The organism is Streptomyces sp. 150FB (assembly GCF_000818195.1).
Taxonomy (GTDB): Bacteria; Actinomycetota; Actinomycetes; order Streptomycetales; family Streptomycetaceae; genus Streptomyces.
Map to the genome: position 1 here is coordinate 3,001,679 of NZ_JTHL01000001.1, position 12,666 is coordinate 3,014,344.

At 69.9% G+C, this 12,666-nt stretch carries 11 protein-coding genes; 3 read left to right on the plus strand and 8 right to left on the minus strand.

What is annotated here, in order from left to right; all coding sequences use genetic code 11:
* Positions 1–14 precede the first annotated feature (14 nt).
* From QR77_RS12710 to QR77_RS42140, 3 genes are all read right to left on the minus strand, one after another.
* A complete protein-coding gene (locus QR77_RS12710; RefSeq protein ID WP_040021748.1) occupies positions 15–980 on the minus strand; it encodes a Gfo/Idh/MocA family oxidoreductase in 966 nt (321 codons plus the stop codon).
* A gap of 23 nt (positions 981–1,003) precedes the next feature.
* Positions 1,004–1,729, minus strand: coding sequence for a hypothetical protein (locus QR77_RS12715; RefSeq protein ID WP_040021750.1), 726 nt, complete (start codon positions 1,727–1,729; stop codon positions 1,004–1,006).
* A gap of 109 nt (positions 1,730–1,838) precedes the next feature.
* Complete coding sequence (locus tag QR77_RS42140; protein ID WP_052488709.1) at positions 1,839–2,825, minus strand: hypothetical protein; 987 nt, start codon at positions 2,823–2,825, stop codon at positions 1,839–1,841.
* Positions 2,826–3,036: 211 nt separating this feature from the next.
* Here QR77_RS42140 and QR77_RS12725 point away from each other — a divergent pair, with 211 nt between their 5' ends.
* Positions 3,037–3,339, plus strand: a complete 303-nt coding sequence (locus QR77_RS12725) for a hypothetical protein (RefSeq protein ID WP_040021752.1) — start codon at positions 3,037–3,039, stop codon at positions 3,337–3,339.
* A gap of 126 nt (positions 3,340–3,465) precedes the next feature.
* Here QR77_RS12725 and QR77_RS12730 read toward each other — a convergent pair whose 3' ends face one another.
* Entirely contained in the window at positions 3,466–4,734 is a 1,269-nt protein-coding gene (locus tag QR77_RS12730) for a DUF445 domain-containing protein (RefSeq protein WP_040027803.1), read from the minus strand.
* 325 nt (positions 4,735–5,059) lie between these two features.
* Here QR77_RS12730 and QR77_RS12735 point away from each other — a divergent pair, with 325 nt between their 5' ends.
* Positions 5,060–6,391, plus strand: a complete 1,332-nt coding sequence (locus tag QR77_RS12735; protein WP_040021753.1) for an SGNH/GDSL hydrolase family protein — start codon at positions 5,060–5,062, stop codon at positions 6,389–6,391.
* Between the two features lie 107 nt (positions 6,392–6,498).
* Here the strand turns inward: QR77_RS12735 and QR77_RS12740 are convergent, their stop codons facing one another.
* From QR77_RS12740 to QR77_RS12755, 4 genes are all read right to left on the minus strand, one after another.
* On the minus strand, positions 6,499–7,188 hold the full coding sequence (locus QR77_RS12740) for a DUF1707 domain-containing protein (RefSeq protein WP_040021755.1): 690 nt from the start codon (positions 7,186–7,188) through the stop codon (positions 6,499–6,501).
* Between the two features lie 110 nt (positions 7,189–7,298).
* Positions 7,299–8,291, minus strand: a complete 993-nt coding sequence (locus QR77_RS12745; RefSeq protein ID WP_040021757.1) for an ABC transporter ATP-binding protein — start codon at positions 8,289–8,291, stop codon at positions 7,299–7,301.
* Between the two features lie 91 nt (positions 8,292–8,382).
* Positions 8,383–9,216 carry an ABC transporter permease gene (locus tag QR77_RS12750; RefSeq protein ID WP_052489592.1) on the minus strand — a complete coding sequence of 278 codons (834 nt, stop codon included), beginning with the start codon at positions 9,214–9,216 and terminating at the stop codon, positions 8,383–8,385.
* A gap of 100 nt (positions 9,217–9,316) precedes the next feature.
* On the minus strand, positions 9,317–10,117 hold the full coding sequence (locus QR77_RS12755) for an ABC-2 family transporter protein (RefSeq protein ID WP_040021759.1): 801 nt from the start codon (positions 10,115–10,117) through the stop codon (positions 9,317–9,319).
* A gap of 215 nt (positions 10,118–10,332) precedes the next feature.
* Between QR77_RS12755 and QR77_RS12760 the strand changes: the two genes are divergently transcribed.
* Positions 10,333–12,666: transglycosylase domain-containing protein (locus QR77_RS12760; RefSeq protein ID WP_078876635.1), on the plus strand; the 2,334-nt coding region annotated here is incomplete at its 3' end.

The window sequence follows — 12,666 nt, forward strand, 5'->3', positions numbered from 1 at the left end:
CACCACTCATGGGGTCAGGAGGTGTGGAAGGCCTCTACTGCTTGTTGGGTGCGGAAGGCTGACGCGAAGTCGGCCAGGTTGGTGTACGGGAGGCCTCTGATCGCTTGGGCGAAGGAGGTCAGGCGGGCGGATTCGGAGCGGGTGGGGGTGGGGGGCAGGTCTACCGGGGTCCAGGGGCCGCCGTCGGAGGTGAACAGGTCGCGCCAGGCGCGGAGGAGGTAGGAGCGGCGGGTGCCCCAGAGGGTCCATTCGTAGGTTTCCGGGGCGGCTACGCCTGCTTGGCCCGAGATGTGGACCGGGGTGTCGCCGGCGGTGAGGAGGCCGTGGGCGGTGCGTTCGCTGGTGTTCGGGTCGGCCGGGAACTCCAGGTTTACGTCGACCGCGGTCAGGGGGCCCGCCAGGCGGTCCGTCAGGTAGGCGAAGTGGGAGAGGACCTCGCGGACGAAGCCGCCCTCGGCTCGTTCGCCGACCCAGACCGCGGGCGCCTGGAACGGGCGGGGCCATACCGGGAAGGTCAGTTGGATGTCGATGCCGCGTACGTCGCCGACCTCGCCGGCCCGCAGGCTCTGTTCGATGTGGACGGTGGCCGGCGTGCTGGAGAGGGGGAAGTTCACGGCGTTGACGGCGCCGGTCTCGGCGGCCGCTTCCAGCATGAGGCGGCCGTCGGCCAGGCTCACGGCGAGCGGCTTCTCGCAGAAGACCGCCTTGCCGGAGCGCATGGCCGCCACCGCGAGCTCGGCGTGCGAGGCGGGCGGGGTGGCGATGTACACCGCGTCCAGATCGGCCGCGATGACATCCGCCGGGCTGACGAACTCGACATCGGGGTGGGCCCCGCGCGCCCTCGCCACGGCGGCCTCGCCGAGGTCGGCTGCGAACGGGACGACGTAATCCGGGTGCGAGCGTGCGGCGTCCAGGGTCTTGGACCCCATCACGCCCAGACCGATGACACCCAGCCGGACCTGCTGATTCTCCACTGACATGGCTCAAGTATGTGCCGTGCTTCTCAGTTCCGCTCCATGTCCCACCTCGCCGGGATCGGGGTGCCGAGTTGGCGCAGCTCGTGGACCAGGCCGACTGGGGCGCCCCGGGCTGTCAGGCGGGCCGGGGCGTGTCGGGACAGCCAGGTGTTCAGCTCGGCGGTCAGTTCGGGCTCTCTGTCATCCGCGTCCTGCCAGGGGAGTTCGTCGGTTATCAGGTCGGTGATCCAGACCTCCGCCGCCCGGCGCAGGTGGTGGTCCGCGATCGGGTGCCGCTGTCTCTCCCATTCGTCCAACCAGGGGGTCACCGTGCCCGTGGCCGACGCGCAGGTGACGAACACTGCCCTTGCCGGGGTGGGCGGTTCGGATTGCTGGAGGGTGTGGGCCCACCAAGCGTTCAGGAAGACCGTGACGGCCTCCGATTGCTGTTCGGGCCATTGCTGCCAGCCCGTACGGCGCAGCAGTGCGCCCAGGGTGGGCAGATGGCCGCGGGTGGCGTTCGTCATGGCCACCGTGAGCTGCGGCAGGATCCGGCGGAAGACGGACGCCAGGTCGTCCCAGTCCCCGACCGACCAGGTGCGGTACAGCAGATCGGGGGTGAGGGGGACGTCGGGGGTCTTCAGCAGGACGATTTCCTCGGCGGTGCCCCAGTGGCAGGCGCAGTTGTGCTCGTCCGGGTGCGCGACCATGCCCCGGAAGACCTCGGCCACTCGGGTAAGCGCCGCAGCGAGGCGGGCGTCGGTGGAGTTCATGGTCGGGACCTCACCAGGACTCCGCCCGGCTTCCGCCGGGCGAAGAGAGCGACGCTACCAAGTGGTCACCGTCTGCCGGTTCGCTGTCGGAAGGTCGGGCGGCAGAGATTCAGAGGTACGGGCGGATGACCACCTTGGGGAGGTCCTGGCGGGCCTTGCCTCGCTGGATCTTGGTCATGACCGCCTTCACCAACTCCTGCGGGTGGTCCCGGATCAGGGCCGGTACCGCGCTCACCACGTCGACTCCGTGAGCCTCCAGGCGTATCCGACGGCGCAGTGTCGTGCGGTACTCGGCGATGCCCAGGTGGAATTCCTCCGAGTCGACCTCCAGCGCCACCCCCGCGAACGGCCAGTAGGCGTCCGGCTTCGCGAGGAAGGCGCCGGACTCCGTGAGGAGCGTCGGGTTCCAGAGCGGGTCCGGGACGCCGGCCGCTCTGAGGATGTCTCTGGCCTCGCCCTCCGCGATGGAACTGACGCCCACCCGCAGCTCGTCCATCACCGCGCGCACCGCCGGATTGCGCAGGGCGTGCGACGCGCGGAGTTCGGCGCGCAGGTCCTCCGGGTGGCAACTGCTCTTCTGGACCGTGCTCGCGAGGAGCGCGCGCACCCGCTCGGCCGACGGCTCCCGGGCCGCGAAGTCGGACGCGGCGCGCACCGGGCGTACGCAGGGGATGCCGTCGACCAACAAGGTGGGCGGCCAGCGGGTGGTGCGGCGCAGGTGGACGTACGAGGCGTCCCTGAGGCCCCGGCCCGGGCGGACCAGCACATCGGCGCGGTCGGTGCCCGCGCCGCGCACCCCGTACAGAGCGAGGGCCGCCTCGCCCGTCAGCACGGCCGTCGTCCCGGACTGCACCTCCGCCTCGGTGGACGCGTACAGGACGGCGGCGAGCAGCCGCTGCCGCACGGTCGGATCCCCTGTCTGTATCAGGACGACGCCCGGTAACGGGCGCTGCCAGGGACCGGTCCCGGCGCATCTGCGCGCGGTGGTGCTCGACGACAGGCCGGTGGCCCGGAGCTGGCGGGAGGTCGCCAGCCGCATCTGGGAACGGTAGAGACGGTCGATGGCAGCCACGTCGGCGGTGGTGGATCTACGCATGAGGGGTTTGTGCCCACCAGCGTTCGGGAGCCGACACGCGAGGGCGGACTGTGACGAACTTTCGCGTCGGCGGCTGCGTTCAGCAAGGGTGGGCCGGGACACCTCGTCACACGACGGCACAACCGTCTCGTTAGGCTCGGTCCCGTTCGGAACATATGCGCACGTACGTAAGTGCGCATAACAAGCAATGCGGTATGAGGGGTTGGGAACAATGGTTCAGGTTCCAGCAGCGGCCGTCGCGGCGGGCGGGCTTGTCGGCGGTTACGCCGTCGCCCGGTGGACCAAGAAGCGGCCGCTCGGCGGAGTGGCGCTCGCAGCCGCCGGAGCCGTGGCCGCGCGGCAGTGGCAGCAGGCGAGCGGTACGAAGGCCGCGGTCGCGCTGAGTACGGCGTACGTCGCCGCCTTCGCCGGGTCGCACCCCCTCGCCAAGAAGGTCGGCGCCTGGCCCGCCGTCTTCAGCGTGGCGGGCGGGATCGCTGTCGCTTCCTGGGCCGTCACGCGGCGTTCGGCCTGAGCGCGGCGTTCTGACTGGGCTCGACGTTCGGCCCGAGCGCGACGTTCGGCCTGAGCCGCGCGCCCTCCCGCTGGCCCAGCCCTCCCGCTCCCCCGCCCGCGCCGGCCGCGTGACCCCGAACCCAGGTCACGCGCCCAGCGCGCGCGACACGGTGTAGATCAGCAGACCCGCCAGCGCGCCCACCACCGTGCCGTTGATCCGGATGAACTGCAGGTCACGCCCGATGTTCGCCTCGATCTTCTTCGACGTGTCACCCGCGTCCCACCCCTTCACCGTGTCCGAGATCAGCGAAGTGATCTCGCCCCGGTAGGTGGAGACCACGTACACCGCAGCGTCCTCGATCCACCCCTCCAGCTTCCGCTGCAGATTCCCGTCCGTCGCCAGCCGCGCCCCCAGCGACAGCAGCGAGGCGCGAGCCCGCAGCCGCAGTTCGCTGTGGTCGTCCTCCGCCGCCGAGATGATCATGGTGCGTACGGAGGACCACGCCGAGGCGATGATGTCCTGCACCTCCGGCCGCGCCAGCAGGTCCGACTTCAGGCGTTCGACCCGCGCCCTGGTCTCCGTGTCCGACTGGAGATCCGAGGCGAAGTCCGTCAGGAAACGGTCGATGGCACCGCGCGCCGGGTGGGTCGGCATGTCGCGCATCTCCGTGATGAAACGCAGCAGTTCCTTGTAGACGCGGTCGCCGATCCTGCGGTCGACGAACCTCGGCGTCCAGCCGGGCGCGCCGCCCTGCACCGCGTCCATCACCGAGTCCCCGTGCTCCACGAGCCAGTCGTGCGCACGCGTGCAGATCAGGTCGACGGCCCGGTGGTGCGCGCCGTCCGCGACGACCCGGTCGAGGGTCTTGCCGATGCCCGGTGCCACCTCGGCGGCGTCGGCGCGCCGGGTGATCGCCTCGCCCACGACCGCCTGCACGTCGGAGTCCCGCAGGACCGTCAGCGCGCCGCGCAGCGCCGTCGCCAGCTCGGCGGTGACCCGGTCGGCGTGGGCGGGCTCCGCGAGCCAGGCGCCCAGCCGGCCGCCGATACCCAGGCCGCGCAGCCTCCCCCGTACGACATCCGTGGAGAGGAAGTTCTCCCCGACGAACGACCCGAGCGAGGTGCCGAGCTGATCCTTCTTGTTCGGGATGATCGCGGTGTGCGGGATGGGCAGGCCCAACGGGTGCCGGAAGAGCGCCGTTACGGCGAACCAGTCCGCCAGCGCGCCCACCATGCCCGCCTCGGCCGCGGCGGCCACGTAACCCGACCAGCCCCCCGCCCCGGAATTCTTCGCCCAGGTCGTCAGCACATAGACCACGGCGACCAGTAGCAACAGGACCGTGGCCGTCGTTTTCATACGGCGGACACCGCGCCGCTTCTCCGCGTCGGCCGCCGTGTACGAGAAGGAGGGCAGGAAGGACCCCCTCCCGGGCGGTTCGGGAGGGGACGGCGTCCCGGCAGAACCGGCGGAACCGGTCGACCCCGTGGACCCGGGTGACCCCGTAGACCCCGGGGATCCCGCAGGCCCCCCAGACCCCGAGACCTGCCGCGCGGTACCCGCTTCCGCCGCCTTCTCCGGATTTGTGCGTTCCATCCGCTCCACCTGTCCGCGTACGTAGCGTGCTCCAGCGCCCTCGTACGCATTGTCCCTACCTGACCTACTCCTGGGGCGCATGCCGAGTTCCCCAGCCATGCCGGATGATGTGATCTGTACATATGCGTGAGGAGACGCGGGGGCCATGACCAGACATCGCGGATTTGCCCTGTTCGGGGGACTCGTAGGCGTGGTGGTGCTCGTGTGCGCCGCCATATTCGCGGGCTACAGCACCCTCGCGGGCAGCCGGCACTCGGATCCCGTCGCCACCGGGAGCGGCGACGGGGCCCACGGCACACGTACCCAGGCCCGCGCGCCCGCCGGGAGGGCCCAGACCGCCTCGGCCGGTGCCTGGACCGGAAGCTGGGCCACGGCCCCCGCCGGCGCCGAGGCCGACGCGCCCACGGGCTACCCCGGGCGCTCCATCCGTAACGTCGTGCACCTCAGCATCGGCGGCACCGGCACCCGCATCACCTTCTCCAACCTCTACAGCCCCAGAGCGCTGGTCATCGGCCACGCCTCGGTCGCGATCGACGAGGGGCGCGCCAACGCCGTCCCCGGCACCATGCGGCGGCTGACGTTCGCCCGCAGGCCGGCCGTGGCCGTACCGGCGCGCGGCCAGATCATCAGCGATCCCGTACGGCTGAACGTCGCGGCCGACAGCAATCTCCTGGTGACGCTCTACACGCCGATGGCCGGCGGCCCCGTGACGTACCACACGCACGCCCAGCAGACCTCGTACCTCGCCGTCGGCGACCGTACGGAGGACACCGACGGCGCCGCGTACACCGAGCCGACCTCGGCCTGGCGGTACGTGACCGCGGTCGACGTGCTCAACCAGCAGGCGAAGGGCACGATCGTCGCGTTCGGCGACTCCATCACCGACGGCGTGGGCTCCAGCAAGAACAAGGACCTCCGCTGGCCCGACCAGCTCGCCCGGCGGCTGCGGGACAGCGGGTACGGCGTCGTCAACACCGGCATCGGCGGAAACCAGATCCTCCTGGACGGCTCCCTGACCAGGAGCGGCCCGAGCGGCCTGAACCGCTTCCGGCGCGATGTCCTCGACCGGTCGGGCGTCAAGGTCGTCATCATCGACCTCGGTGTCAACGATCTCCTGCGCGGTCGGCAGACCCACGCCAACAAGATCACAGCAGGTCTGAAGGAGCTCACCCGCCAGGCGCACGCGCGCGGACTGCGCGTGGTGGGGGCGACACTGACGCCGTTCGGCGCGCACCTCGGATACACCGCCACCCAGGAGTCCGTACGCGAACGGGTCAACCAGCAGATCCTGGCGGGCGGGATCTTCGACCAGGTCGTCGACTTCGACAAGGCGGTACGCGACCCGTACGCGCCGAAGCGGCTGCTTCCGGAGTACGACTCCGGGGACGGTCTGCATCCGAGCGACGCGGGGTACGCGGCGATGGCCCGCGTCTTCGATCTGCGGACGCTGGAGAGCAAGGCGAAGGCCGAGCTGTAGCCGTCCGGGGGCGGGGCCCTCAGCCATCGGGGGCAGCCCGGAGGCGGGGGTCCTCAGCCATCGGGGGCCGTCCGGGAGGGCGGGCCGCCGCGAGCCGCGCGAACCGCTCAGCGCAGCTCCTTGCGCTCCGCCTTCTTCTCCAGCTTCTCCCGCTTGCGCTCCTCCTTGATGCGGCGCTTCTCCGACTCCCGGAGCTTGCGCTCCACCCCGACCCCGCCCATGACGGCGAACCCGGTGACGACCACCCGAGGCGATCCCGGGCCGACCTCGCCGGCCTCGGCCGGCTCGCCGAAGCCGCCCATGAACCCGAACCCCCTGACGTGCACGTCCATGTCGGTCGGCACGATGATCCCGACCCCGCCCATGAGCGCGAAGCAGCGGATCACGACATCGCGTTCCTCGAACCGCGCCTCGCGCAGGTCGATTTCGCCGCCGCCCATGAAGGTGACGGAGGTGAAGGCACGCGGAACGGTCCAGGAGCCCTTACGGCTGAAGCCGCCCATGAACGCGAACGCCATCCGGGAGACCGCGCCGCCGGCGCCGATCCGGTCCGCCCAACGGCCCGTACTCGCAGGTGAGTCGGCGACGGGTATCAGATCCACCGTCGAGCCCGGCGTCGGCAGGTCACTCACCAGCGGCGCCAACTCACCATGCGTACGCGCCTTGTACGCGGCTTCCAGCCGCTCCCCGAACTCGTCCATGTCGATCCGGCCCTCGGCGACGGCCTCGCGCAGATACTCGGCGACCCGTTCCCGCTCGGCGTCGGAAGCGCGGGTGTCGGGCGAATCGTTCGTCATGAACTCAGACTAGCCACGAGTCACCCTCCGGCCCATGCCTTTGCCCCGCAAGCCGCCCCCGCACAAGGCCCGTTCACAGAGCCCGTTCACAACGCCCTCACAGCGCTCGCTCACACCGCCGACCGCTCCGCGTACATCTTGGCGATCACCGTCTCGATGTCCGGCTCCCGCACCGACAGATCGACCAGCGGGTACGCCGCCGCGATCTGCGCCACCAGCGGCGCCGCCGACTCCGACGCCGGGAACGCCAGCCACTGCCTCGGCCCCTCCACCTTCACCACCCGCGCCCCGGCGACGGCCTCCGGCAGCTCGATCGGCGGCAGTTCGCGCTCCAGGTCGACGACGAGTGTCCGCTCGCTCTCCCCCACCTCGTGCAGCCCGGCCAGCACCCCGTCGTACAGCAACCGCCCGTGGTCGATGACCATGACCCGCTTGCAGAGCTGCTCGATATCCGTCAGGTCGTGCGTCGTCAGCAGCACCGTCGTCCCGCGCTCCGCGTTCAGGTCCCGCAGGAAATCACGGACCTTGGACTTGGAGACCACATCGAGGCCGATCGTCGGCTCGTCCAGATACAGCACCTCGGGGTCGTGCAGCAGGGCCGCCGCGATATCGCCGCGCATCCGCTGCCCCAGGGACAGTTGGCGTACGGGTACGTTCAACAGCTCGCCCAGGTCCAGGAGTTCGACGCACCGCTCCAGGTTCACCCGGAACCTGGCGTCCGGGATGCGGTACATGCGGTGCATCAGCCGGTACGAGTCGATCAGCGGCAGGTCCCACCAGAGCGTGGTGCGCTGGCCGAACACCACACCGATGTTCTGCGCCAGCCTCGTACGCTCCCTGGACGGGTCGATGCCCGCCACCCGCAGCCTCCCACCGCTCGGTGTGAGGATGCCCGTCAGCATCTTGATGGTGGTGGACTTCCCGGCGCCGTTCGGGCCGATGTAGCCGACCATCTCGCCGCGCGGCACCCGGAAGCTGATGCCGTCGACCGCCCTCACCTGGTGCTTCTCCCGGCGCAGCCGCCCCACCTTCCGACGGACGTCGAAGACCTTCTCGATCTCGTCGACCACGATGAAATCCGGATCCGCGCTCTCCACACTCATGCGCCGCTCCCCTCCTCTTCAGTCCCGTTCCGCCCACACCAGTCCCGCTCACGAACACCCGCTGACGCACGTCCCGCTCACGAACGCGCGCCTAACTCCCCGTACTGCGGTACGCCCGAAGCCCCGACCGCCACGCCCACCCCGCCAGCACACAGCACCCGAGAGCCACCACCGGCGAGAGGAACGCCACCCACGACGGCAGCCCCAACGGGTCCTCGCGGCCCAGCACATACAGCGCGGGCAGCCAGTTGACGAAGGCCAGCGGCACCACGAACGTCACCCCGCGCACCAGGTCCTTCGCGAAGATCGTCGGCGGGTACTGCAACAGGGTCGTGCCGCCGTACGTGAAGGAGTTCTGGACCTGGGAGGCGTCCTGCGCCCAGAACTGGAACCCCGCGCCCGCCACGAACACCGCCGAGAAGATCACCGCCCCGCTGATCACCATCACCGGCAGCAGCACCACCCGTAGGACCGTCCAGTCGATGTCCAGCGCCGCCAGCGCGTACCCCAGCACCATCAGCCCCTGGAGGAGCCGCCCGGCCCGCCGCAGCGCGAACCGGTCGGCGGCGACCTGCACCAGGACGGGTACGGGACGCACCAGCAGCGTGTCGAGCGTGCCGTCACGCACCCGGGCCCCGAGGCGGTCCATCGACCCCATCACCAGATCGGCGACGCCGAAGGCCGCCGTGGACGTCCCGTACAGGAACGCGATCTCGGGCAGCGAGTACCCGCCGAGCGCATCCACATGGGAGAACATCAACAAGATCGTCACAAAGTCGAAGCCGGTCACCGCGAAATTTCCGAGCGCCGTCATCAGGAAAGACGCGCGGTACGCCATCGTGGAGCGGATCCACATCGCCACGATCAGCCGGTACGCCCGCAGCCCGTCGCGCAGCCTCTCCCAGGGCGTCGCCCGCCCGAACAGGCCGTCCCCTGGGCCCGATCCGGCCGCCGGATCCGCCCCGGACCCCGAAGGCCCAGCGGCCCCCGGCAGCCGTGACAGCACACCGTCAGCCACCCTGGAGTCAGCCACCCTGGACCACCACCCTCCTCGTCGCCGCGACCTGCAACGCCCGCCCCGCGGCCAGCAGGACCACCGCCCAGCCCGCCTGGAACGCGTACGCCCCGACCAGGTCCCATCCCGTGCGCTTACCGAGGAAGACATCGGCCGGGACCTGCAACATCGACGACCAGGGCAACACCCGCGCCACCTCGCCCAGCACCCCGGGAAAGAGAGTCAGCGGCAGCAGCATCCCGGAGAAGAACAGCGCCGCCAGCCCCGCGATCTGGGCCACCCCCGCACCGTCCATCAGCCAGAACGCCGAGAGCGCCACCAGATAGCGGAAAGCGAAGCTGACCACCACCCCGAGCGCCACGGAGAACAGGAACGCCAGCCAGACCAGCGGATTCGACGGGATCGCCAGATCGAAGGCGAACGAACCCACCACCATCGGTACGATGCCGCGTCCCAGCAGGTGGAAGGCGGCCCGCCCCAGATCCCCCGCCAGCCACCACAGTTGGAGATCGGCCGGCCGGTAAAGATCGACTGCGATGTCACCGGTGCGGATCCGCTCGATAAGCTCATCCGAGAAGCCGCCGCCCATCATGGCGCAGGTCATCAGCAGCGCCTGCCCCAGCCACACATAGCTGAGTGCCTGAGGCAGGTCGTAGCCACCGAGCCGGGGCCGTTCATCCCAGAGAGCGATATAGGTGTACGCCAAGATGAAGCCGAAGACGGTGTTGGTGAACACCCCGGCGAAAGTCGCCACACGATACGTCGCGTACCGCCGGAACCCACCCGCGGCCACCACGGCGTAGAGCCGCACAACATCCCCCTCCCGCCGCCAGGCACCAAAGCGTCCGACCGTAGTCCAACGGAGTCAGACGCCGCGACCGAATATCCGAGCGGGGCCGTCCCCCCTTTCTGACCGTGTTTCATGGAACTGCACGCGTTTCACGCGGCTGAACTGTGAATCGCCTGATACGACACCGTTATGCCGGAGAGCGAACCTCCGGCGGCGGTTGAGGAGTCTTCACCCATATGAGCGAAGAGCAACAGCAGCCGGGCTGGACCCCGCGGGACCCGACTGACACAGGCCCCACACAGGTCACACCCGACTCCACGGGAGGGAAGGGTAAAAAAGGCAAGCGCCCGAAGCGCAAGGGCTGGCGACGCCTCTTCCCGACCTGGCGGATTCTGCTGAGCGGACTGCTGCTGCTGGTGCTCATCGTCATCGGCGGGTTCGTCGTGGGCTACCAGTACGTCGACATCCCGGCCGCCAACGCCGCGGCGACGGCCCAGTCCAACGTGTACCTGTACGCGGACGGCACCCAGATCGCCCGCGACGGCGAGACCAACCGCGAGAACATCCGGCTCGCCCAGGTCCCCAGGAACGTACAGCGGGCCGTACTCGCCGCCGAGGACCGCGGCTTCTACAACGAGCCCGCCATCGACCCCCTCGGCATGGTCCGCGCCGGCTGGAACACCCTCACGGGCAAGGGCACCCAGGGCGGCTCGACGATCACCCAGCAGTACGTCAAGAACTACTACCTCGGCCAGGAGCAGACCGTCGCCCGCAAGGGCAAGGAGTTCTTCATCGCGATCAAGCTCAACCGCGAGCAGAGCAAGGAACAGATCCTCCAGGGCTACCTGAACACCAGCTACTTCGGCCGGAACGCCTACGGCATCCAGGCCGCGGCCCAGGCGTACTACGGCAAGGACATCCAGGACATCAGCACGGCGCAGGGCGCCTACCTGGCGTCGCTGCTCAAGGCGCCGAGCGAGTTCGACGTGGTGGTCCACCCCGAGAACAAGCCCGCCGCGACCAGCCGCTGGAACTACGTACTCGACGGCATGGTCAAGGAGAAGTGGCTCACCCCGGCCGACCGCGCCGCGATGACCTTCCCCGAACCCACCACGATCAAGCCGACCACCAACGGGCTCTCGGGCCAGCGCGGCTACATCGTCAAGGCGGTCAACGACTACCTCATCGGCAACAAGATCCTCTCCGAGGACACCCTCGCGACCCGCGGCTACCGGATCACCACCACGCTTCAGAAGAAGAAGCAGGACGACTTCGCCAAAGCCGTGAACGACAAGGTGACCTCCAAGCTCGACAAGGACCGCAAGGCCGACCGCAACGTCCGCGTCGGCGGCGCCTCCGTCGACCCCAAGACCGGCAAGGTCGTCGCCATGTACGGCGGCATCGACTACACCAAGCAGTTCGTGAACAACGCGACCCGGCGCGACTACCAGGTCGGCTCCACCTTCAAACCGTTCGTCTTCGCCTCCGCCGTCGAGAACGGATCCCAGACCCAGGACGGCGAGACGATCACCCCCAACACCAAGTACGACGGCACCAACCAGCGCATGGTCGAGGGCCCCGACGGACCCACCGGCTACTCCCCGTCGAACGAGGACGATGTCGACTACGGCGACATCACCGTACGGACCGCCACCGACAAGTCCGTCAACGCCGTCTACGCGCAGATGGCCGAGGACGTCGGCCCGACCACGGTCAAGAACACCGCCATCGCCCTCGGCATCCCCAAGAACACCCCGGACCTGACCGCGACCCCCTCGATCGCCCTCGGCCCCTCCACGGCGAGCGTCCTCGACATGGCCGAGGCCTACGCGACCCTCGCCAACCACGGCAAGCGCGGGAACTACAGCCTCGTCATACAGGTCAGCAAGAACGGCCAGGACGTCCCGCTGCCCCAGCGCAAGGTCACCCAGGCCATCAGCCGCCAGGCCGCCGACACCACGACGTCCATGCTGCGCAGCGTCGTCGAGAGCCCCGGCGGCACCGGCGCCGCGGCCCAGTCGGCCGGCCGCCCCGCGGCGGGCAAGACAGGCACCGCCGAGGACGACAAGGCGGCCTGGTTCGCCGGCTACACCCCCGACCTGGCCACCGTCGTCTCGATGATGGGCGCCGACCCCGTGACCGCGAAGCAGAAATCGCTGTACGGGGCGCTCGGCCAGGCCAGGATCAACGGTGGCGGGCCGTCCGCCGAGATCTGGGGGCAGTACACCAAGGCCGCGCTCAAGGGCTCGAAGGCGAAGGACTTCGACCTGAAGGTCCAGAAGGGCGCCGACAAGATCGAGCCCTCGGAGAGCGACGAACCCGACGAGCCTGACGACCCCCAGCACTCCCAGTCGCCGAGCAGCCCGGCCACCTCGCAGGGCCAGAGCGAAGGACAGCAGGGCGGCAAGACACAGGGCCAGACCCAGGGGCAGACCGGCGGCGACGACACGACCGGCGGCCAGACCCAGAACCCGACCCAGGGCGGCGGCCAGAACGGCGGCCAGAGCGGAGACCCGACGGGCGGCCCGACCGGCGGCGACGCGAGCGGCGCCGGCGGCGGCAACAGCAGC